At 37.7% G+C, this 20,858-nt stretch carries 23 protein-coding genes; 10 read left to right on the forward strand and 13 right to left on the reverse strand.

Features of this window, described 5'->3' with window-relative positions; translation table 11 throughout:
* Positions 1 to 279: 279 nt before the first annotated feature.
* The 4 genes from A9996_RS09000 to A9996_RS19620 form a co-directional block, all read right to left on the reverse strand.
* Positions 280 to 585: a hypothetical protein gene (locus A9996_RS09000; RefSeq protein ID WP_146608906.1), complete on the reverse strand. Its 306-nt coding sequence runs from the start codon at positions 583 to 585 to the stop codon at positions 280 to 282.
* 68 nt (positions 586 to 653) lie between these two features.
* Positions 654 to 872 (reverse strand): hypothetical protein, encoded by a 219-nt coding sequence (locus tag A9996_RS19870; RefSeq protein ID WP_146608905.1) that lies wholly within the window; start codon positions 870 to 872, stop codon positions 654 to 656.
* 387 nt (positions 873 to 1,259) lie between these two features.
* On the reverse strand, positions 1,260 to 1,682 hold the full coding sequence (locus tag A9996_RS09005; RefSeq protein ID WP_083993901.1) for a hypothetical protein: 423 nt from the start codon (positions 1,680 to 1,682) through the stop codon (positions 1,260 to 1,262).
* A gap of 3 nt (positions 1,683 to 1,685) precedes the next feature.
* Positions 1,686 to 1,877 (reverse strand): hypothetical protein, encoded by a 192-nt coding sequence (locus A9996_RS19620; protein WP_146608904.1) that lies wholly within the window; start codon positions 1,875 to 1,877, stop codon positions 1,686 to 1,688.
* Positions 1,878 to 2,822: 945 nt separating this feature from the next.
* Here A9996_RS19620 and A9996_RS20235 point away from each other — a divergent pair.
* Complete coding sequence (locus A9996_RS20235; RefSeq protein ID WP_066433396.1) at positions 2,823 to 3,005, forward strand: hypothetical protein; 183 nt, start codon at positions 2,823 to 2,825, stop codon at positions 3,003 to 3,005.
* 7 nt (positions 3,006 to 3,012) lie between these two features.
* Here A9996_RS20235 and A9996_RS09020 read toward each other — a convergent pair whose 3' ends face one another.
* The 3 genes from A9996_RS09020 to A9996_RS09030 form a co-directional block, all read right to left on the reverse strand.
* A complete protein-coding gene (locus tag A9996_RS09020; RefSeq protein ID WP_066433418.1) occupies positions 3,013 to 3,408 on the reverse strand; it encodes a hypothetical protein in 396 nt (131 codons plus the stop codon).
* Positions 3,409 to 4,172: 764 nt separating this feature from the next.
* A complete protein-coding gene (locus A9996_RS09025; protein WP_066433420.1) occupies positions 4,173 to 4,691 on the reverse strand; it encodes a DUF2141 domain-containing protein in 519 nt (172 codons plus the stop codon).
* A 377-nt stretch (positions 4,692 to 5,068) separates the two neighbouring features.
* The gene (locus tag A9996_RS09030; RefSeq protein WP_066433423.1) at positions 5,069 to 5,689 is read right to left on the reverse strand and encodes a hypothetical protein; all 621 of its coding nucleotides are present in this window, start codon (positions 5,687 to 5,689) and stop codon (positions 5,069 to 5,071) included.
* Positions 5,690 to 6,048: 359 nt separating this feature from the next.
* Between A9996_RS09030 and A9996_RS09035 the strand changes: the two genes are divergently transcribed.
* From A9996_RS09035 to A9996_RS09045, 3 genes are all read left to right on the forward strand, one after another.
* Positions 6,049 to 6,819 carry an alpha/beta hydrolase gene (locus A9996_RS09035; RefSeq protein ID WP_066433425.1) on the forward strand — a complete coding sequence of 257 codons (771 nt, stop codon included), beginning with the start codon at positions 6,049 to 6,051 and terminating at the stop codon, positions 6,817 to 6,819.
* A gap of 150 nt (positions 6,820 to 6,969) precedes the next feature.
* Positions 6,970 to 8,382, forward strand: coding sequence for a leucyl aminopeptidase family protein (locus tag A9996_RS09040; RefSeq protein ID WP_066433429.1), 1,413 nt, complete (start codon positions 6,970 to 6,972; stop codon positions 8,380 to 8,382).
* A gap of 116 nt (positions 8,383 to 8,498) precedes the next feature.
* The gene (locus A9996_RS09045) at positions 8,499 to 9,701 is read left to right on the forward strand and encodes an ATP-grasp domain-containing protein (protein ID WP_066433431.1); all 1,203 of its coding nucleotides are present in this window, start codon (positions 8,499 to 8,501) and stop codon (positions 9,699 to 9,701) included.
* A gap of 227 nt (positions 9,702 to 9,928) precedes the next feature.
* Here A9996_RS09045 and A9996_RS09050 read toward each other — a convergent pair whose 3' ends face one another.
* The 5 genes from A9996_RS09050 to A9996_RS09070 form a co-directional block, all read right to left on the reverse strand.
* On the reverse strand, positions 9,929 to 11,128 hold the full coding sequence (locus A9996_RS09050) for a hypothetical protein (protein WP_066433435.1): 1,200 nt from the start codon (positions 11,126 to 11,128) through the stop codon (positions 9,929 to 9,931).
* Between the two features lie 5 nt (positions 11,129 to 11,133).
* Positions 11,134 to 11,952: a type 1 glutamine amidotransferase gene (locus A9996_RS09055; RefSeq protein WP_066433436.1), complete on the reverse strand. Its 819-nt coding sequence runs from the start codon at positions 11,950 to 11,952 to the stop codon at positions 11,134 to 11,136.
* 10 nt (positions 11,953 to 11,962) lie between these two features.
* The gene (locus tag A9996_RS09060; protein ID WP_066433437.1) at positions 11,963 to 13,057 is read right to left on the reverse strand and encodes a carboxylate-amine ligase; all 1,095 of its coding nucleotides are present in this window, start codon (positions 13,055 to 13,057) and stop codon (positions 11,963 to 11,965) included.
* A gap of 74 nt (positions 13,058 to 13,131) precedes the next feature.
* A complete protein-coding gene (locus tag A9996_RS09065) occupies positions 13,132 to 14,094 on the reverse strand; it encodes an ATP-grasp domain-containing protein (protein WP_066433439.1) in 963 nt (320 codons plus the stop codon).
* Between the two features lie 32 nt (positions 14,095 to 14,126).
* The gene (locus A9996_RS09070) at positions 14,127 to 14,831 is read right to left on the reverse strand and encodes an esterase family protein (protein WP_066433441.1); all 705 of its coding nucleotides are present in this window, start codon (positions 14,829 to 14,831) and stop codon (positions 14,127 to 14,129) included.
* A gap of 378 nt (positions 14,832 to 15,209) precedes the next feature.
* Between A9996_RS09070 and A9996_RS09075 the strand changes: the two genes are divergently transcribed.
* From A9996_RS09075 to A9996_RS09090, 4 genes are read left to right on the forward strand one after another with little or no spacing between them, the layout of a single operon-like run.
* On the forward strand, positions 15,210 to 15,830 hold the full coding sequence (locus A9996_RS09075) for a tetratricopeptide repeat protein (protein WP_066433444.1): 621 nt from the start codon (positions 15,210 to 15,212) through the stop codon (positions 15,828 to 15,830).
* Positions 15,831 to 15,855: 25 nt separating this feature from the next.
* On the forward strand, positions 15,856 to 17,187 hold the full coding sequence (locus A9996_RS09080; protein WP_066433449.1) for a histidine kinase: 1,332 nt from the start codon (positions 15,856 to 15,858) through the stop codon (positions 17,185 to 17,187).
* Complete coding sequence (locus A9996_RS09085; protein WP_066433616.1) at positions 17,187 to 17,501, forward strand: 2TM domain-containing protein; 315 nt, start codon at positions 17,187 to 17,189, stop codon at positions 17,499 to 17,501. The genes A9996_RS09080 and A9996_RS09085 overlap by 1 nt, the downstream gene beginning before the upstream one ends.
* A gap of 41 nt (positions 17,502 to 17,542) precedes the next feature.
* Complete coding sequence (locus A9996_RS09090) at positions 17,543 to 18,298, forward strand: LytR/AlgR family response regulator transcription factor (protein ID WP_066433619.1); 756 nt, start codon at positions 17,543 to 17,545, stop codon at positions 18,296 to 18,298.
* On the opposite strand, the gene A9996_RS09095 is transcribed toward A9996_RS09090, so the two are convergent.
* The gene (locus A9996_RS09095; RefSeq protein WP_066433452.1) at positions 18,299 to 19,471 is read right to left on the reverse strand and encodes an LETM1-related biofilm-associated protein; all 1,173 of its coding nucleotides are present in this window, start codon (positions 19,469 to 19,471) and stop codon (positions 18,299 to 18,301) included.
* A 146-nt stretch (positions 19,472 to 19,617) separates the two neighbouring features.
* On the opposite strand from A9996_RS09095, the gene A9996_RS20835 reads away from it, so the two are divergent.
* Together A9996_RS20835 and A9996_RS20840 are read left to right on the forward strand one after the other, a co-directional pair.
* Positions 19,618 to 20,268: a DUF4331 family protein gene (locus tag A9996_RS20835; protein WP_066433455.1), complete on the forward strand. Its 651-nt coding sequence runs from the start codon at positions 19,618 to 19,620 to the stop codon at positions 20,266 to 20,268.
* 19 nt (positions 20,269 to 20,287) lie between these two features.
* The gene (locus tag A9996_RS20840; RefSeq protein ID WP_066433457.1) at positions 20,288 to 20,836 is read left to right on the forward strand and encodes a DUF4331 family protein; all 549 of its coding nucleotides are present in this window, start codon (positions 20,288 to 20,290) and stop codon (positions 20,834 to 20,836) included.
* The last annotated feature ends 22 nt before the right edge of the window (positions 20,837 to 20,858 follow it).

Here is a 20,858-nt window from a genome sequence, read left to right on the forward strand (position 1 = left end):
TTTAATGTCATAACGTTTAAGTGTCCCTGGTGGTCCCGCAGACGGATGAACTGTTTCGCTTGACTATCGGCAAGCAGATCCCTTCGTTGTTGCCATTAAAAATACGAAAATTTGGATCCCAAACGCTATCTGATACTTATTAAGATGTTGATGGTCATGCTTTTGGGGAGAAATAGCAAGCAGGTCACCACTACCGATCCTAATGGAAAGCGTTCGAGAACCTTCAGATTTTAAAATTTTATGCGGATGTGAAACGGCTTTGACACTTACAAGACGTTTTTAATTGCAATCTTCATTATAATAGTTCACTACAGATTGTATGCCGTAGCGATCAAAATACTTTGAATTAATTTTGTCAATTAAATCATTGCAATCCTTGAAATAGTCGTTGGCCATTTTTTTAAACCTGTTCGAATAGGTATTGCAAGCGCGCAGGTTGATGACGGTATCACTACCCCCTCTTGAGATATAATACAGTGTACTTGAGGAGCCCGCAAATCCATACCCACCGCCGGCGGCCATATTTGGAACATACATAGTGCTACTTACAAAATCTTGATATAAATTCACTTTTCCTTCGCTCACTCTTTCCAAAAGTTGAACGCACCTAACGCCGCCACAGCCTTCAATAACTTTGTATTCATAATGTTGTTTTAGCCATCTATAGACATCGTCAATTTTTTTACGGTCGTGTAGTCATAAAATTCTTTATCAGCATCTTTTAATGTTCTAAATAATATACGCTCATCTAGTTTGATTCTGCCAAACCCCTTCAAAACACTTCCGTCATGTAACGTTAGCTCCATTTTATTCTGAGCAATACTATTTGAAATTATAAAAAGAAAGACAGCTAATAGAAATTTTGTGGTCATCGTATGTTATATAATAAAGTGGGGTTAGTTTTAATTGGCAAGTGCACACGCCAATTGACTTTGGTTTTTGTGTGTGTAGGTTGAATAAATGGTTCTGGTTCAGAGGAAGTAATGTGTTGAAGGTGATAGCAGAAGGGGAAGGGTATTAATTTGTTGTCATCTTAACCAGTTATTTTAAATTATTTGTAAGGCTTATGCACAATGCATTTTATCAAGTTTAGATGCCAAATTTAGCACATACAAATGAAATAGACATGACATACCGTACCTGAAATTGGTGACCTTGGATTTATGGGTTGAGGTTTTATTGGGATACTGGACTTATAATGAGCGAGGGCTAACGGAGTCGTACTGACCACAAGAATGCTTAGTTAGTGTAAGCCATTTTTATTCAAATTCCATTTCAAATAGCAAATAATGTTTTATTCCAAATTTCTCTCCCCATTTTTCAATGTCCTTTCCACTAGTTCCAACTTCGCACCAAGATTTTGAGCCATCTTCTCTTTCATAAGGTAGAATATATGCTAACAAATAGAACTCTTTATTATATCCTATTTCCATTTTGCTTTCCTCCGCAATATTTCGCAAGCTGTATTCATCAGTATCTATGGCGTCATATTCTTTGGTTATTGAAAAACGCGGAAATTTAAAAGTCATTCTTAATTTGTTCTTGTGCGTCAATTTAGAAATAATCTTCAAATTTAAAACCGTATCATTTACTTTTTCAAATTGCTCTATTCCGATAGTTTTGCTGTTAAATACTGTCGTATCTCGAACTATTTTTCCATCCCAGATCTCTTTTACAGTCAAATGTTAACTTCTATCCTTTAATTCTTTCCCGACGAATTTTAATTTTAAATATTCGATTCCTTCGAATTGTAAAATGTCTCGAATTTCTGAATTTTCAGAAGAATAGTCAGAGATCATTTTTAATCCGTTAGCAGATTCTTGCCCAAACGATACGTTTGTTAAAAGCAGACCTAGTAAAATCAGAATGTTTTTCATTTGGTATTTTTTTGTTGTATTGGTTACAATGGTTACGAGAGTGTGTGCCAGCAACAAATTCTAAGCCTCTTGAAAGGTATATCAGCACTGTTGCGACATAATCTCATCGAATATATATTATATCTTCTTAATATGCAATTGAAGGGCATCTCATTTGAAATTGATCTTAATTTCAGTAGATAGTTAGATTTATTTATAGCACTCCCAATTGCAACATACAAAATACTGCCTTCTCCGCAACTTTCCTATACCTAGAACTACGTAAAATAACCCACCGACCACATCATTTTAGGCATGTTAGAATTTCGTGCCAAAATCCACCCAGAAAATCAAATTTAAACACGCATTGAAATCTAAAACGAGCCACTCAAAATTCTGATCAATTTCGGCTATGGTTCTCCGCATTTCATTTTGGTGTGATAATTTATCCGCTCGCAAGTATTGTCTAAGTTTTATATTCAGACTGCAATTCTATTCGATTTGCTATAGCAAATTGAAATTTAAGGATCTATAATTTTACTCAAAATACGTTATATAGAATTAATCCGCCAAAAAGAAATGCTAAGGGTGAAATTAATTGAAAGTAAAATGGTTTGAGCATATCCGCACTTTTCATTGAAAATCTGTGATGTAATTTTCTCGGAACAATATAAAGTATCAGAGATGTTATGAGCATTATCCATCCAAAAATTTTAAACGCAATAGGAAATTTAGATAATTCCGAGCATACTATCAAAGCTATTGCTGGAATCAATCGAAGCGTTATTTCTGCATAATTTATAATATTTGTACTACCGGCTTTCCTTAAGGTGTTCCTCGCTCTTATTGGATTAGTAAGCATAATAAATCCAATGAAAATTATAAAAATTACCGAAAAATATCACTACCCATTTTGCAATTAATATTATCATAATTCAGATCATTTTTTTGAATGTGATTTATTAAATGACAGGCAGTTTTGGTCAAATGTTGCACGGCATTGATTTGGATGAGCCATTTCGTGTTAAAGGACGAGCCATTAAAAGTACAAAACTCCGCTGTAAAATTCCCAAGACCCGAGAGAAGCGAACTGGCGAAGCAATTTTTCAGATTGACACAAGCCCAGCAATGGCTTATACACGGCTGTAGTACGTTTTTATCCGCTGCTTTTCACTAATTCCGCACTTTTGTCATTTCGGTTATTCGCAACATAATAAAATCCGATTGAGAGTAAAAAGCATAAAATCCATGCAATAAATTCTGCTGACAATTGATAATAATCATTATGTTTCCAATCGCTCAAGATTATATGTAAAATTGGTGTGGTCAATGTCAAAACAAAACCTGTCAAAATCAGGCGTAATTTATTTTTTACGATTAGATTTTTCATTCCGTACACAATAGGATAGTATAAGCACAAACTAATGATCATCGGTATCAAATTATAAAATACTGAAACTGAAATCATATTCCATAAACTCATATCGGGCACACCAGGAAAATTACTTATCGTTTCGGGAAGATAAGTTTCATTGGTGAGATTGTATTTCATTATCACAAAATATATTATCATAAACGACAAGTCTTTAACCGCAATATGGATTGGAAAAAGTCTAAATCCGTTTATTTTCATTTATTCCCGATGTTTTTTTAAATGCACTACAACTTGTATATACAAGCACCAAACATACCAAATACTATCCCATTTGGAGGGACATGTGTACATTGTGGCGCTCAACTTCATCGAATATAAATTATATCTCCCAAACGTCAAACACAATGTTGCCTAATTTAAATCTGGTTTAATGTTTGTCAGTGCTAAGTCTATCTAAAGGGCTCACACTTGCAACTCCCAAAGTACCACCTTCTCCCCAACTATGCTATACGTCCAACTACGGATTATTGTGGGACATATTGGAGTTTTCTGCCACAATCCTCAAAAAAAATCAAATATAAAAACACGTTGAAATTCAATTTGAGTCCACCAAAATTTAACTGAACAAGCTATTGCAAACAAAATAAAAGCCCTTAAAAGGGCTTCATGGATATGGATAGTAAAATTCTCATTGGGTTTTGGAACGATTACCATTGTTAGCCATAGTAATCTTTTAGGATATTTAAGAAGCGGAAACTTTTTATTAAATAATCAGATTTTTTGTCAGAGCAGTACTTTCTTTGGGTTTTTTTTGGTTACAGGAGGTGATTACCAAAATACAGTTCCGTTTCTCATTCTAGCAGATTCGGATAGGATTTGGATTTTTTTTTGTTCCTGCTTTCAAATCATTCCCAACAAAAGGATTGGGTGATTTTAAATTTTTAGTAGCTAAGAGCTATAGACAATTGTAGGTTTCCTCCATCATATGTAAATTCGGCGTCAGAAAAAGAAGGAGCACTCAAGGTTACCTCTGCCCCACTAGAAAAACCATAACCTTCTGTCGGTATCCCCAAGAAATTAGTATCAAGTTCACCGTTTCGGTTTTTATCATGGATCACGGCAATGGCATATTTTCCCGGTAGAATATCTGAAAATTCAAAACTCGCATCAGTCCCGCTTATTTGTGTTATCATGATCTTAGGTGCGAATTGAAGGAATTTATTGGGGAAACCTTCACCGGATTCAAAAATCGCGCAGGCGATAACCCCAGTATTATTACTTATATTCTGAATTTTTACGTTAATGGCGGGGCATTTTGTTTGAGCAAACCCATTTGACGGCAGCCATAGGAGGCTTATAGCCAGGCAAAAAAGGAGCTGTGAAAATTTTCGGGAAATCTGGGAATTTTCAGAATGCTCGGTATTTCGAGAAAAAAACTTGAAAAGCATAGTATTCATCATTATACTGTGATTTTTTATAGACACAGTAATATAAAAATTTGGGCGGTAAAATGCAAGTCTGTATGCAAATTTCTTTTGCTCTGGTAGAATCCAAATTTATATCATATCGACTATTTGCATAAATAGCCTCATTAGAATTGATTGTCATTGATAAATCAAAATAAAATTTACTACAAGCTTGTAGGAAAGATTAATGTATGTCTGGAGGCGTGGTGCGTGCCTATCGGGAGACATGTGTCTGGGCACGAACTTCTTTAAATAAAAACTGGCTTTGGACTGGCTTTGGTAAATTGGACCTTCCACGCTTTTTTGGCGTGGAAGATTTTCTAAGTAGTTACGGACCAAGCCAGGGCTTACACAGGGCTTGTTAAAACTTCTTATTCAATTTTCAATTTCAATGAATCAAAAGAATCGGCCTTAATTCCAATCAATCCATACTTTGTTTCTCCTTTTTTAATTTCTGTTCCGTTTATATTATAGTCTAGCATTTCAGTTTTAAACTTTTTATTGGCACTACTAGCAGCAATCATATGTCCACCAGCTAATCCAGGTCCTAGTATTAAACCTATTGGAAAAGAGCTCGTGGTTTCTTGATATCCTCTTGAACTGGTTTCTGAGGTATACAAATTCATTGGCGTTAAAAGCAAATAAAACAAATAGGAAGCTGGACTTTGCTTTAGTGTTTTAAAAACTTTTTCATTCTCCATCACATAAATTTCAGAGCCATTGGCATATGTTAGTTTGACATCTCTGCCGAACATTAAATCTCGGTCAGAATTGTTGGTTATTTTTATGGCCACAAGTTTAACCCCTTTCTTCACTTCTTTTTTAGCGTACTTTTTATCAAGTAAATCGTATTTGTATTCAAGTTTTACATTGTCAATTTCATTGGTTGAAATGTAATTAATAGATTTTGGCGCAATCAATTTGTAGCCAGATGCGCAATTGGTCAAGGTTGAAATTGCAATACATAAAGCGGTAATTTTAATACATCTCATTAGTTTAAGTTGTTGGTTAGTGGTTCTGTTTATGTTATATAATTATCATACAAGAGCATCAAAATCTCTTCGTGCTCTTTTTCAAACGATTATGATTATCGTCCGTGCTTTAAGTGGGCGAATATAAATTTTATATCCTAACATCATTTCTAAATAATCTAATTTAGAACCGATCTTAAAGCTTCACAATTGAAATATAGTGCTCAAGTCAGCTCGACTTATCACAATAAATAATAGTGAAATTTTGATCCTTTTTAAGAATATATGTCAATACATGATGAGATCTTTCTTAACATTATATCATAATTTCGGTTTTATAAAACCATAAAAATGTAATTTCGTTTTTTATAAAAGATAAAATGACAGTGACGGAGTTTAGACCCATTATAAAGGTTATCGAAGAAGCGTATGAAATCCCGTATTTTCAGACCACACGCAAAATTTCAGCCTTACTTCCCTATAATTACTATGACACAGATAAGCACTATCCGGTGCTATATTTGCAGGATGGACAGAATTTGTTCAATCCTATGGCGCCATTTGGCGATTGGGCCATTGATATGTCTTTGGAAAAATTGGCGCAAGAAGGCTTTAGTGATATCATCATTATCGCGATAGATCATGGAGAACATGAGCGGATCAATGAGTATTTGCCGTATTATCACCCCCGTTATGGCGAAGGGAAAGGCAATTTTTACATCCAGTTCATGATTGAAAAATTGATACCTTATATCAATAAAAATTACAGGACGCTCACCGATTTTCAAAATACAGGGATTGGTGGGAGCTCCATGGGTGGATTGATCAGCTTGCACGCAGGGTTGTCAAATCCGGGTGTGTTTGGCAAAATGATGATTTTTTCACCAAGTCTGTGGATATCAAAAACCATTTTCAACTATACCAAGTCGTTTCAGCCGTTGGAAGAGTCGAAAATTTACCTTTATTCCGGAGGTATGGAAAGTAAGGAGCATCTGGGAAATGCCCAAAAACTGGAAGCTATTTTAAAAGAAAAGATGGTCGAAAACCATGCGATAGATTTTAAATTTTCACTCAATGAAATCGGCGTGCATGCTGAAGTGTATTGGAAACACGAATTCCCTAAAGCCGTGAAATGGCTCTATTTCAATTGAATGGTCAACAACGGTTAAAAAGGCACAGATTCGGTTTTGCTTCTAGAATTAGGAAAAAAGAATAAAGAATAAAGAACAATTGCTAATGTTCTGTGAGCCTTCTATATTTGAGAAAGACAGATAAATTTAATAAGACAATACCAGTAAATTATGATATTCTCACACGTTTCAAAAGTTAATGCCCATCACGATGTTATTGTGTCTTGCAGAAAAGGACAGTTAGAAAAGCTTCAGCACTTTATTAAGGTCAACGAACCTGATTTTGATGGCGAATTTTCTACCGTCCAAATGCTCTATGGTGATGAAGGCAACAGAGTTTATCTCTTGGGTCTTGGGGAAGAAAAAGATGCCGTAAAAATTGACGAGGCTTTTCGGAAGCTAAGCTTTGATTATAAAAAATATTGGAAAGGGCCTGTTCAGGTCGTTACCGAAGGTTTTTCTGAGGCGGAACTGCAAAAGATGGTCATCGGCCTCGAAATGTCGGGGTATGCTATTGGCACTTTTAAATCTAAAAAAGAAGATGTTAATGCCATTACTTTTGAAATTGTAAATGTAAAAGATATTAGTGGTGTTCTTGAAGAAGCACAAGCCATTGGAGCCACTATCAACAGAATAAAAACGTTAGTAGATGCACCTGCCAATCAAAAAACACCTGAGTTTTTAGGACAATGGGCTAAAGCATCTGCTCATGATTCCAACTACACCTGTACAGTGTTGCACAAAAAGGAATTGGAGGCACAAGGTTTTGACGCCGTAATGGCCGTAGGGCAGGGGAGTGTGAATCCGCCTGTAGTTATCGTGACGGAATATATGCCAAAAAAGGGCGGTGCGGTTGATATTGGCTTGGTAGGCAAGGGCATCACCTTTGATACCGGTGGCCTTTCCATCAAACCATCCGCCAATTTGCACTACATGAAAAGTGATATGGGTGGTGCCGCAGTGGTTCTGGGTGTTGTAGAGCTCGTGGCCAAACTGAAGCTCAACATCAACATTGTGGGCGTGGTCGCCTCCGCGGAAAATGCAGTGGATAGCAATAGCTACAGACCTGGAGATGTCATCAACAGTTATTCAGGCAAGACCATTGAAATTATTGACACCGATGCCGAAGGTCGATTGGTTTTGGCAGACGGTTTGAATTATATTATAAAAGAATTTCAACCAAAGCAAGTGATAGATCTCGCCACCTTAACAGGGAGCGTGGTACAGACCTTGGGCTACACAGCCGCTGGAATGTTTACCAATAACACAAAGATGGCGCAAGACGTCTCAAAAATAGGTTTCGAAACCAATGAACGTGTGTGGCAACTGCCTATGTTTTCAGATTTTGAGAGTGAGTTGCACAGTGATATTGCTGATTTGCGCAACTTTAGTGGCAAACCCATCGCAGGTGCCATCACCGCTGCCAAATTCCTGGAGGCTTTTACCGAAAGCCATGACGCTTGGATGCACTTGGATATTGCCGGAGTATCTTTTGGCGATTCTCCGTATTCTAAAATGAAAAGTGCCAGCGGATTCGGGGTGCAACTAATTGTAAATTATATCAAATCTATTTCCAAGAACTAGCCGTTTATTTTGTATTTTGTGTGAGAAATTAGATCATCTAACATCGTGCTTCTGCCTATATAACTTTCAATTAAATTGAAATATTAGAATCATAAGCCATCAAACGCCATAACATCATGTCAACAAAACGACCACTCAATTTTCTATGTGTCACCACGTACCACAAAGGCGCTGATTTCATTAAAAGCTGTAAGGCTGAAGGCAATAATGTGTATTTATTGACCAAAAAGAAGCTGGAACATGAGATGTGGCCTTGGGAAGCAATCGATGATGTGTTTTATGTTGAAAATTGGAATCAAAACGACGTTACTAAAGGTATCGCCTATAAATTTAGAACCATCAAATTTGATCGGTTTGTGGCTTTAGACGATTTTGATGTTGAAAAAGTAGCGCTTTTAAGAGAACATTTCAGAATGCCCGGAATGGGAAGGACCACCTCGCATTATTTTAGAGACAAGTTGGCCATGCGCATGAAAGCTCAGGAAGAAGGCGTTAAGGTGCCAGAGTTTACCGCGCTGTTCCATGATGAGGACATCAATGCATACGCAGACAGTATGAGCGGGCCATGGTTATTAAAACCCCGTTTGGAAGCCTCTGCAACCGGCATCAAGAAAATTAATAATAGGGAAGAGTTGTGGCAAATTGTGAATGCGCTGCAAGATGAACGTGATAATTATCTGATTGAAAAATTTGCGCCTGGAGATGTGTATCATGTGGACGGTTTGAATGTGGATGGAAAAGTCGTCTTTTCACGAGTGAGCAAATATTTGGATACCCCTTTGGAAGTCGCCCATGGTGGTGGCGTGTTCAGATCAGCAACCTGTAAAATGGGTTCTAAAATTGAAAAAGCATTGACCAAAATGAATGCTGATGTTATGAAAGCGTTCGGGATGCAGTTTGGCGCTTCACATACTGAGTTTATAGCTTCTAAAGATACCGGCGAATTGTTCTTTCTGGAAACCTCATCAAGAGTTGGCGGTGCTAATTTAGCGGAGATGGTAGAACTTGCTTCGGGCATTAACCTTTGGGGTGAATGGGCCAGAATTGAATCAGCGACCTTAAGAAAGGAAAACTATAAGTTGCCAAAGCCAAAAAATCAGTATGCAGGCATCGTTGTGTCCTTAAGCAGATTTGAGAATCCAGATACCTCGAGTTTTAACGATGCTGAGATTGCTTGGCGCATGAACAAAAAATGGCATATCGGGATGATTGTGGTTTCTGATAGTGCTGATCGGGTGATGGAGTTATTGGACACGTATACAAAACGTATTGCGTCAGATTTCCATGCGAGCATTCCTGCGCCTGATAAGAGTTTGTAATTCTGATAGAACGCTGATGATGCTCATTAAGCAGATTTCAGCGGTTAGTAAGACCTAAGTAGATCAGTCAGAATCATAAAAAATTTGCGTCATCAGCGTTCCAAATAAAATCGAGGTAGGTTGTCAATTTTAGCTATTAAAGATATATCGCCAATTCTCTAAAAATGGAAGAGACTGATCAGTGCACTTCATAAGCCGCCATCCACGTCATCAGCGTTCTATAAAAATCAAGGTTCAAAAAACCCAGTACTGCCACCAACCCAAGTCTTGTCCTTATTGTATTTAACGCCCACCATTTCGCCTTTACTCAAACGCATCAAATTACTGACAATTTGGGTTGTGTTTGTTTTGCTGTTATGAAGCAACATCATCCTGATTTCGCATTTTGCCGGTTCATCCATGGTTTCAATAATTGGCGCATAGGCCACTTTTTCCTGTAACAAATAATTGGATTTATCCTCTACAGCATCAATCATAGCTTTATCCACATGAATCTGAACACCGGCACCAGCAAAAGAATACAGTGGTTTTAGGACGTAGTTTTCTAAATCTGTCGGGATGGTTTCAAGCTGGTCCAAATAATAGGATTTTGGCACATAATCGCCTTCCAGTATAGGCATGGTGTATTTACTGATTCTGAAAAACCAGTTGGGATGTCCAATCCATTCAATATCAACGTCGTCCTTAAAATCGAATGCTCTTTTGAGATCTGGGCGTTGGTCCAACTCGTCAAAAATAATACGGTTATAGATTTTTTTAACTTGGATCTCGCTGCCGTTATCATCCAAATAAAACAACTGCTTTCCTTTCTTAATCAGTTTGGAAATGCATAGTACTTTAATCCCCAACAACGCTTCCGTTGCATAAAAATCAATGGCCGTCGCTTGTTTTTCAGGTTCGATTTCTAAAAGAATAACCTGTTTAGGATCCGTATCCCCAACAATTTCTTGGCGCAGCAGTTCTATATACTCTTCAGAAGTTAATCCGTTGAGATGTTGCGAAAAATCTTCAGGAATTCCGTCATAATGCTTTCGATACATACGGCCCAACAATTCCTGAAAAAAGTAAAGCGATGGAAAACCCTGCAACTCGATCAGTTTAGGCGTCAATTTGCCTTCAGCATCCAAGCACACCCCAAAATCCAATTGTAAAAATTTAGAATGCGCATCTTCATTGGGTACCTTCATACGCTCGTTAAAAAAAGCACCTTCAGTCAACTCCTTAAAATTTGGCTGATTGATCACTTTCATAATATCGTCGCAGGCAGCCACCAGCTGTTCTTTCAATGCTCTGGGAATAAACACAGGCGTCTCCGCAATCTTAAATTTTGGAGCATAGTTGAACTGTTTGGCAATATCGTCCGTTAACTGGGTGTACTTTTCTTCAGTAAATTGGGCGTTAAATGCGTTGCGTAAGGAGGCAATCATAGTGTTTATGAGATTAGTTCTGGTGCTAATTGTTTCATGGCGCTACGAATAAACTGTGGTAGAATAATTCTATGGGTTTTCATAATCTTGTCAGGATCATCCATTTTATCCATCATATCATCATACTTTTCTTCACCAAAATTGGCAATCACTCGGTGCTTGTTGGCATCTGCCAAAAAATGCGCTTTCATTCCTATGGGGTCAGCCTCAGGATGAAATTGGGTACCCACAAATTCTGGAGAAAAACGAACAGCCATAATGGCACGTTCATAATCAACATGGGAGCGTAATTTTTCTAAGCTTAAAATGGAAGCACCATGTTCTTTAAAAGTCTTTAACCGAGGTTGTACCAATTGCCAATCTCTGGAGTCTACGGCATAAAAAGGGTCGTCCAAGCCTTTTAAAAGCGGGTCTTTTAAGCCTCTTTTTGTTTTATGGATGGGCAAAACTCCAAAGGATGTGCTGCCTCTGGGTTTCATTTCTCCCAATTTGAAATAATCACATACCACCTGAAACGAATAACAGATAAAAAACATAAATTTCTTTTGGTGTTCGGAGTTTTTATTGAAATCCCACAATTCCTGCACTAAATTAAGATAGGGGATACGCCATGGGCCATCTTCAAGCGGACTGTCAGGACCGCCACTGGAAATGTATATATCATAGGAGGTGTCTGGCAATTCTAGTGCGCCCCTGACATTAAATATGGTGTAATCAACTTCATCTTCAAAACCTCTCACTATGTCAGCAATACAACGTAGCCCTTGGTTGGGTTGGTCGTTGTTCATATCGAGAATGGCTACTTTAAATTTTTCTTTAAGCATGTCAATTTTTCTAAGTTCCTAAAACGGTCTGTTCAATAATGTAATCGACCACTTTAGTCAAATCCTTGGTTTCATTGTAAACGGCGAGCTGTCTGTCTGCTCCTGTACCATTTTTCATCATAGTCTTGATGTGTTCAATTTCCTTACGGGAACCGAGTTCATCCACCACGTCATCAACAAATTCAAGCAATTCTATCATTAAATCTTTGGTTGGCACTTCACATTCCTTGCCAAAGTCAATCATGCTGCCATCAAGTCCGTATCTACTGGCGCGCCATTTGTTCTCATTGATCAATGCGCGATGGTAGAGCATGAAGTTGAGGTTTTGCGTTCTGAGCTTGTAAAGCTTGGCTACCAAAGCTTGAATTAAGGCTGCAATACTTAGGGTTTCTTCAATGGTCATTGGCACATCACAAATGCGTACTTCCAAGGTTGGAAAAAAGGGATGGATGCGAATGTCCCACCATATTTTCTTCGGATTGTCAATACATTTGGTCTTGATCAGGATGTCTATATAATGCTCATATTCTGCAACCGTTTGGAAAATGCCAGGAATTCCTGTTCTCGGAAATTTGTCAAATACTTTTGAACGAAACGATTTGAAACCGGTATTTCGTCCTTCCCAAAACGGAGAATTGGTGGACAAAGCATAAAGATGTGGTAAGAAATAGCGCATGGCGTTGGTTAAATGCAGTGCCAATTGCTTGTCTTCTATGCCAACATGCACGTGCAAACCAAAAATTAAATTGGAGCGCGCCGTATCCTGTAGTTCGTTGATAATTTCATCATACCGCGGATTGGGAGTAATGAGCTGGGTTTCCCATTTTGTAAAGGGATGGGTGCCAGCAGCTCCTATTTTAAAGCCTAAACTATCTGCAATGTCTGCAATAGACTTTCGTAAGTGGGTGAGTTCTTTTCTAGCATCAGTGATGTCATTACAAATATTGGTGCCAACTTCTACAACAGCTTGATGCATTTCAGCCTTTACCTGCTCATTTAAGATTTTGGCAGCCTCAGATACAATAAGTTGGTCATGAGATATCAATTCTCGTGTTTTTGGGCAGATCACTTGATACTCCTCTTCAATTCCTAATGTGAATTTCATATGATAAGGTTAGTTATTTGAAACCTTCTAGATTTTCAATCGCGAAACTTCGGGAATGAAAAGCTTGAGTGTCTCTATTTAAAAGTCGTTCTTTTACCAGTAATCTGATCTTTTACGAAGGTGCCCCACGTCAGGTTCATCTTATCTTTTTTAAATTGTTTTGCTTTTGCAATTGCCATATTGGCGGCATTTTCAACAATCCAATCAAAATTATCCTGACCCACAGAGTTGATATCGGCATCTGGCGCCGGATTGCAAAAATCGATAGCATAAGGGATGCCATCTCTAATCGCAAATTCGACGGTATTAAAATCGTAACCCAAGGCTTTGTTCAACCGGATGGCGTATTTTTTTACTAAATCCAACAATTCTTGTTTTACGGGTGGCCCATCAATCACATAGCGCAAATGATGTGGATTTCTGGGCTCATATTGCATGATATGGACGTTGTCAGTATCCAACACATAACATCTGAAATATTCTGTAAAATTTATTTCTTCCTGAAGCATCATCACCAATTGCTCGGTCTCCGCGTGTTTTTTCCATAAATCTTCAGCATTCACTACCCGATACACACTCTTCCAGCCACCACCATCATGAGGTTTCATATACGCCGGAAAGCCAATAGTATCAAACATGCGCTCCCAGGCAAATGGGAATTTCATGTTGCGAAAAGAGTTTTCATCGGTATCTGGCGGACGGTGGGAGGTAGGTAGAATAAAGGTTTTAGGCACCGGAACGCCCACTTTTTCGGCCAAGGCATTATTGAAGAATTTTTCGTCAGCACTCCACCAAAATGGGTTGTTGATCACCGCAGTTCCAGAAATGGCAGCATTTTTTAGATAGGCACGGTAAAACGGAACGTCTTGGGATATCCGGTCAATGATCACCGCATAATCTGTCGGTTTGGCTTGTTCTACCATATCAATGGACACTGCCTCAGCAACAATGTTCTTCACTTTCTTTTCATTCACCCGATCTATAAAAGCTTGAGGGAATGTATTTTCTTTTCCGAAAAGGATGCCTATTTTTTTCATATTTGTATATTTTGGTTGTCTATTTGGATTAATTAAAGTTTTGAAAGGTATTCTGGAAACATATCGCGCCATAACGGCCAGTCATGTTTTGCCCATTTACGGACATCGTACCAAAATGGAATATTTTTGTCTCTAAGTATTTTTGCCATCTTTTCATTCGCTTCTAAGCAAATATCCCATTCACCCACACCAAGTATTATTTTCATCTTCCATAAATCAGGATGGTTATTACCCGGAAGATAATCTATAGGGTTGTTGAAAAATACGTTATCGTCATAATGGCCATCTACAAAAGATTTAATATCAAACGCACCGCTCATACTAAACATATGGCTCACTTTTTCTGGATGTTTAAACGCAAAGTTTGAAGCCTGATAGCCGCCAAAACTTGGTCCTGCAACGGCAACTTTATGGAGTCCCTTTTCATTACAAATAGGATTGACTAGTTCATTTAATATAAATTGATCATACCACTCATGGTTTTTTGCGCGCTGTGAAGGATGTATGTTTTTATTATACCAACTCAGTTCATTAATGCCATCTGGACAGTAAATTTGGATTTTACCTTGCTCAACAAACCACCTGGCAGATTCTACAAGTTTCATGTCTTTGCATTCATTATGTTTTCCCATAGTAGTTGGGAAAAGTATAACAGGGTATCCTGAATGTCCAAAGACAAGCATTTCAATGTCCTTGCTAAGTGTTGGTGAGTACCACTTGTGGTGTTGTTCTTTCAATATATGCTCCTTTAAAATGTTAGGTTCGATCTATAAAATGTGAATGTGATGCTTTTCTATCTAAAAGTTCGTTGAATTTATTTTATAGCAACGGGTACAACAATATACTTTTTTTAATTATAAATTCAATACCATCCTGTGGTATTCTTAAATTTTTGTGAATTATACAAATAATGAATAGGAATCTTAATTTTTTATTATGATTCTCACTGTAAAATCTAAAGTAATCTCATTTTGACCAAATCTTTTATGTTTACAATTCATCCTCCGCATTTAACAATTGAGTCATACAGTTTTTAGGGAGCCCAACGATAAACCGATATTTGCTTGTAACACTAACAATGTCAAATTATTTACTAATCATTACACCATAATCTTATGAAACATTTAATTATTATTATCGCAGTGTTCCTCACCGGAATGATTTCAGCACAGACTAATTATGACAAAGGCATGCAAAAGGCTTTTGAGCTTTGGGAAAACAATAATTGGACGGAAGCTGAACAACTTTTTGAGCGTATCGCCGCTGCTGAACCTGAGCAATGGTTGCCAAACTACTATATAGCGCAACTGAACAGTTTAAAAACCTGGGAAGAAAAGGATGCCGATAAAGTAAAAGCACAATTGGAAAAGGCGCAAAACTATCTCAATGATGCCATGTCAATCGAAAAAGACAATGCGGATATATTGGTGATGCAGGCACAAATTTTTACCAATTGGGTCGCTTTTGATGGGATGACTTATGGGATGAAGTATTCGGCCAAAATATCAGATTTATATAATAAAGCATATGCGATTGCGCCAGAAAACCCAATGGTGGTGCTCAATAGAGCCGATTGGAATATGGGCAGCGCTCGTTATTTTGGTCAAGATACAAAGCCGTTTTGTAAAGATGTAGAAAAAGCCAAAGAACTTTTTGCTAACTTTAAACCGGAAAAACCATTCTATCCCAATTGGGGACGGGAGCGTGCGGAGTCCATCCTAAAATCCTGTAACTAATATTACAATTTATACCAAGCGTGTGATGAGCAAATCGATAAAAACCATATACCTCACCTTTTTTATTGGTTGTGCTGTTTATGTGATAGGCAATTTGTTGTCAAAGGGGTTTGACTATGAGACTCTAAATGACTTTTTTGTTGATTTTGGCTTTTATCAGCTTTATGCCTTTCTGCTAGGGTATTCCAATTATTATTATTTTGCCTATCTGGAAAAGTTCAATTGGAAAAAAGAAGAAGGTCTTAAACGGATCGTGATTGGGGTTCTTGGTTCGGCGGTTATATCGTTGATCGGGTTGTTTATTCTAAATGGCTTCACATATAGTATCTATAAAGGAATTTCATGGATCGACTTTTTGCAATCGCAACGTTGGGGCAACTATAGTTTCGGACTTTGGATTACTCTAACTATTGTGATTACGTTTCATTTTGTCTATTTCTATAACCGTTATCAGCAGAATAAAATAAAAGAGCAAAAGGTGATTGCCAACACGGCCAATGCGCAATTTGAAAGCTTAAAAAATCAGATTGATCCGCATTTTCTGTTTAACAGCCTAAACGTTCTAACATCCTTAATTGAAGAAAATCCTGATAATGCACAGCGTTTTACCGTGTCTTTATCAAAAATTTACAGGTATGTTTTAGAGCAAAAAGATAAGGAATTGGTGCCGGTAGAAGAAGAATTGGAGTTTGCCAAAACCTATATGAACCTTCTGAAAATGCGCTTTGAAAACAGTATCAACTTTGAAATCCCAGACTATGCTGATCATCCGAATGCTAAAGTAGTGCCTTTGTCCTTACAGCTACTGTTGGAAAATACCATTAAACACAATACGGTAAGTGAGTCCAAACCCTTGCACATTAAAATTCTAATTGAAGATAACTATTTAGTGGTGCAGAATAATTTGCAAAAAAAGGAAGTCCTTCAAACCAGGAAGGGCGTAGGACTTCAAAATATAGTCAATAGATATGGTATTCTGACCAAAAGGAATGTTTTGATTGACGAATCAGGAGCAGTCTTTAAAGTGAAAATACCCATCTTGACCAAACAAACTTCAATCATGGAAACGAAATATCTTTATGATGAACAAGAGGCTTATTATCGGGCTAAAAAGAGAGTGGAAGAGATTAAAGGCTTCTTCGGAAACGTAGTGTCTTATTGTGTGGTCATTCCGTTTTTAATATTCATCAATTATAAAACTTCTTGGAATTACCAATGGTTTTGGTTCCCAATGTTGGGTTGGGGAATGGGACTCATCTTTCATGCCTTTGGCGTATTCGGTTACGGAAAAGCCTGGGAAGAACGTAAAATAAAAGAAATCTTGGCAAAAGAACAAAACACTAAAACATGGAACTAATGGAACCAAATCATTTTGAGCAGGAGCGTTATGACAGAGCTAAAAAGCGCGTTAAAAAAATTACCGGATTTTACAGCCACCTTTTGGTATATGTGGTGATTAATTTGATGATTTTTGTGATTAATGTCCAAGAGTTGGACCCAGGTGAAGGTTATTTTGAATGGCATAATTTTACGACGCTCTTCTTTTGGGGCATCGGACTTTTGGCTCACGGACTCTCGGTTTTTATGCCATATGTGGTACTCGGGAAGAACTGGGAAGAAAAAAAGATCAAAGAATTAATGGAAAAGGAGCGTGAGAGCAAATGGGAGTAAGGCCTGACAGCAGTATCTATGCAATTCAAAAAACCACACCAATGAACGTAATCATTATAGAAGACGAAAAACCATCAGCACGCCGCCTGCAACGAATGTTGGGCACTCTTGAAATTGAGACCAACACCATGCTACATTCTGTTGAAGAAGCCATAGCCTGGTTTAAAAAGAACACACATCCTGATCTAATATTTTTGGATATTCAATTGAGCGATGGCCTGTCTTTTGAAATTTTTGATACTCTAGAGATCAATTCGGCCGTTATTTTCACCACCGCTTATGATGAATATGCGCTGCAAGCTTTTAAATTGAACAGTATTGATTATTTGTTGAAACCTATTGATGAAGTTGATTTGGCAAAAGCCGTTGCAAAATTTAAATTACGATTGCCATCACAACAACCAGTAATGATCGATTTTAACGACATCAAAAGTATGTTGGTCAATCCTTTGGACAGAACCTATAAAAAGCGGTTCTCCGTAAAAGTGGGGCAGCATCTCAAATTGATTGCCACTGAAGATATTGAATGTTTTTACAGTGAAAATAAAGGCACGTATGCCTATACCAACGACGGCAGAAACTACCTTTTAGATGTCAGCTTGGACCAGTTGGAGCCAGATTTAGACCCCACTATGTTTTTCAGGGTCAGCAGAAAGTTTTATATCAATGTCAATGCTATTAAGGATATGATCAGTTATACCAACTCCCGTCTGCAAATTAAATTGAACACCTTTATGGAGCATGAGGTAATTGTTGCCAGAGAACGCGTTAAAGACTTTAAGGATTGGCTGGAATAACTAATCATCAACCCGATTATCATCAAACGCCGATGGCAACAACTTTGGAATAAACTTAATAAACAAAGGCAGTAAGATGGCGCCTCCAGGCAACAAAAAGATGGCCAAACTTGGTATGGATTTAAAAATATCCAGCAATTGCACTTGAACTTTTTTGTGTTCTGCTTCGGTCAATTCCCTTGTGGTCGATTTCGTTAAAAGTACCATCAGCTCCTTACTCTGTTTCAATTCTTTCAATAGCCGTTTGCTGTTTCTGCTAATCAGCTTGATCACCATCTTGCTGGAGTTGTCATAAAAACTCTTCACAAAATTTTTAGAACCAAGTGCTGCTATATTTTTTTTATTAGAATTATAAAAGGTATCAATATCTAAAATGGACTGCTTCAAAACTGCTCGATCGAGATCCAAATGATTACAAAATTCGGTTAGGAATGCGTTCTCGCTTTGGTCAATTTTCGTATCGGTCCATGAGGCCATACAGGCAATGTCAATAATGTACCGCTTTTCTAATGATGTTTTGAGCGTAAAAATGGCATTTCCATAATCCAGTGGGGCATTGGCTTGGTAGCGTCTGGAGAGTTTGAACAGTTTTGTCAAACTGTAGTCATAGTTGCTTTTCTGAAGCTTAGATTCAAAAACTTCAATTACAACGGTTTCTATAGCCGTTTCTATATCTTGTAAGTATTGGTCTGATACTGCATTGCTGTCTAAAAACCGTTGATAGGCAAGCACATCTACAAACAACAGGGCATTGGTTATAAAATAACTGAAATTCTTGGTAAAAATATTATCATCTATATGGACACGCTTGTCAATGAGTGCTTCCAATAAGGCGGCTGATTTCTTTTTTCCTAAAATAGAATCGAAAATAGAGGTTTTGCTTACGGTAATGGCACTGTAAAAATTGATGACGGTTTCTATAAATTTTTCTTCGGAAGGATTTTTTTTGTAAAAATAAAAGAAAGCCAAAATCAAATTGACCTTGCACAATTCTTCATCTGTCAAATCATTTTTCGGAATCGCATGACTTACGGCATCCACATTGCTGCCATATATAAAACCACAATATTTAAGGTCTTGATAAAAGCCTTCAAGACTGGTGTTCAAAAAAGTTTCATCAGTTGAAACTTCTTTCAGTAATTTTTTAATCCAGCCAGACGCAGAGGGATTCATAGTCATCAATCAATTAGTGCGCAAAGATACTTTTAAAATTAAAAAGGCCCTCTGTTTTGTGTTAACAAACTTTTAACAAAACCACTTCTTTAATTCTTCCGTAGGTATGGGCAGAGACATTAATAATTAACAAAATTCCCATTATTATGAAAAAATCAAAAATTTTATTAGGGGCAGCAGTTATTGCGGTAGCTGGCTTCTTCACAATTGCAGCAGATCACATTGATGCGCCTGCAGTAACTGGTGGTGCAAATGACATCACCGACTTTTATGCCTTTCAAGGGCAAAACACCGACAACATCGTATTTGTAGCGAATGTTCAGGGCCTATTATCGCCTACAGCAACACAAAATGCAAAGTTTGATGAAAACACAATGTTGGAAATTAACATCGACACCGATGGAGATGCTATTGAAGATTTAGTTATTCAGGCAACCTCAAGAAATGGAAAGATGTATTTCTTTGGTCCAGTTGCTCCAGCCCAAACAGGCATGAGCAGTACTATTCGTACCATGGCAACAGCCTCTAGTGTGGATATTACACCTGCGGGCACAAACGCCATTGTAGCTACCAACGCAGGGATGAACTTTTTTGCTGGTCCGCGAGATGATCCGTTCTTCTTTGACTTTGATCAGTTCAATGCTATTTTAGCAGGTGATGCTGATGGATTTAACAATCCAGGAACAGACAAGTTTAAAGGTACCAATGTCATGTCAGTGGTAGTGGAAGTACCAAAATCAATGATTGGTGGTACAGGAAGCATCAACTCATGGGTAGAATCGAAAAGAAAACAATAAACTCTTAAAAACAAATATTATGAATTTCAACAACATAAAAATAGCTGCAATAGCAGTACTTATTTCTCTTACTGCCTACAATTGCAGTAATGATGATGACGCCATGGAAACCTCAGGCCCTGACTTTTCAGGATCTTACACCCAAGAAGATCAAATGGCAAGACCAGCAATCAATACGGTATTTGTATCAACAGGAAACAAAGATGCTTTTAACGCCACTGTGCCTTCTAATCAAGGTGCTGCTTTTCAATCTGCTTTTCAAAGTAAATTATTAGCTCTGAATGCTGGCTATACCACTAATGCTTTAGGTATGGATGCCGCAACCTTTACAGGCGCCTTGGCTACAGATGTGCTAACAGTTACTTTAGACGGAAAAACCACATTTTTTGACGGCACTAATGTATTGACAGGTCGTGCTTTGGCAGATGATGTGATCGATACAGAATTGCTATTGATTTTTGGTGGCCCAATGGGTGCTGATAATGGCGGTGTCACAAGTGATAATGTAGATACGAATGACAAACCATTCTCAACTTCATTTCCTTACTTGGCTGCACCACACCAATAAAAATGACTCAACCCTGAAATGG

This window comes from Gelidibacter algens (assembly GCF_001678675.1).
GTDB classification, from domain to species: domain Bacteria; phylum Bacteroidota; class Bacteroidia; order Flavobacteriales; family Flavobacteriaceae; genus Gelidibacter; species Gelidibacter algens.

What these genes read in the sequence shown, in the direction of transcription:
- A9996_RS09040 (WP_066433429.1), top strand. Translation starts at nt 6,970, where the DNA reads ATGATATTCTCACACGTTTCAAAAGTTAATGCCCATCACGATGTTATT.
- A9996_RS20235 (WP_066433396.1), top strand. Translation starts at nt 2,823, where the DNA reads ATGACAGGCAGTTTTGGTCAAATGTTGCACGGCATTGATTTGGATGAG.
- A9996_RS09095 (WP_066433452.1), bottom strand. Translation starts at nt 19,471, where the DNA reads ATGAATCCCTCTGCGTCTGGCTGGATTAAAAAATTACTGAAAGAAGTT.
- A9996_RS09025 (WP_066433420.1), bottom strand. Translation starts at nt 4,691, where the DNA reads ATGATGAATACTATGCTTTTCAAGTTTTTTTCTCGAAATACCGAGCAT.
- A9996_RS09020 (WP_066433418.1), bottom strand. Translation starts at nt 3,408, where the DNA reads ATGAAATACAATCTCACCAATGAAACTTATCTTCCCGAAACGATAAGT.
- A9996_RS09030 (WP_066433423.1), bottom strand. Translation starts at nt 5,689, where the DNA reads ATGAGATGTATTAAAATTACCGCTTTATGTATTGCAATTTCAACCTTG.
- A9996_RS19870 (WP_146608905.1), bottom strand. Translation starts at nt 872, where the DNA reads ATGACCACAAAATTTCTATTAGCTGTCTTTCTTTTTATAATTTCAAAT.
- A9996_RS09080 (WP_066433449.1), top strand. Translation starts at nt 15,856, where the DNA reads ATGAGCAAATCGATAAAAACCATATACCTCACCTTTTTTATTGGTTGT.
- A9996_RS20835 (WP_066433455.1), top strand. Translation starts at nt 19,618, where the DNA reads ATGAAAAAATCAAAAATTTTATTAGGGGCAGCAGTTATTGCGGTAGCT.
- A9996_RS09035 (WP_066433425.1), top strand. Translation starts at nt 6,049, where the DNA reads ATGACAGTGACGGAGTTTAGACCCATTATAAAGGTTATCGAAGAAGCG.
- A9996_RS09065 (WP_066433439.1), bottom strand. Translation starts at nt 14,094, where the DNA reads ATGAAAAAAATAGGCATCCTTTTCGGAAAAGAAAATACATTCCCTCAA.
- A9996_RS09055 (WP_066433436.1), bottom strand. Translation starts at nt 11,952, where the DNA reads ATGCTTAAAGAAAAATTTAAAGTAGCCATTCTCGATATGAACAACGAC.
- A9996_RS19620 (WP_146608904.1), bottom strand. Translation starts at nt 1,877, where the DNA reads ATGAAAAACATTCTGATTTTACTAGGTCTGCTTTTAACAAACGTATCG.
- A9996_RS09075 (WP_066433444.1), top strand. Translation starts at nt 15,210, where the DNA reads ATGAAACATTTAATTATTATTATCGCAGTGTTCCTCACCGGAATGATT.
- A9996_RS09060 (WP_066433437.1), bottom strand. Translation starts at nt 13,057, where the DNA reads ATGAAATTCACATTAGGAATTGAAGAGGAGTATCAAGTGATCTGCCCA.
- A9996_RS20840 (WP_066433457.1), top strand. Translation starts at nt 20,288, where the DNA reads ATGAATTTCAACAACATAAAAATAGCTGCAATAGCAGTACTTATTTCT.
- A9996_RS09050 (WP_066433435.1), bottom strand. Translation starts at nt 11,128, where the DNA reads ATGATTGCCTCCTTACGCAACGCATTTAACGCCCAATTTACTGAAGAA.
- A9996_RS09045 (WP_066433431.1), top strand. Translation starts at nt 8,499, where the DNA reads ATGTCAACAAAACGACCACTCAATTTTCTATGTGTCACCACGTACCAC.
- A9996_RS09085 (WP_066433616.1), top strand. Translation starts at nt 17,187, where the DNA reads ATGGAACCAAATCATTTTGAGCAGGAGCGTTATGACAGAGCTAAAAAG.
- A9996_RS09090 (WP_066433619.1), top strand. Translation starts at nt 17,543, where the DNA reads ATGAACGTAATCATTATAGAAGACGAAAAACCATCAGCACGCCGCCTG.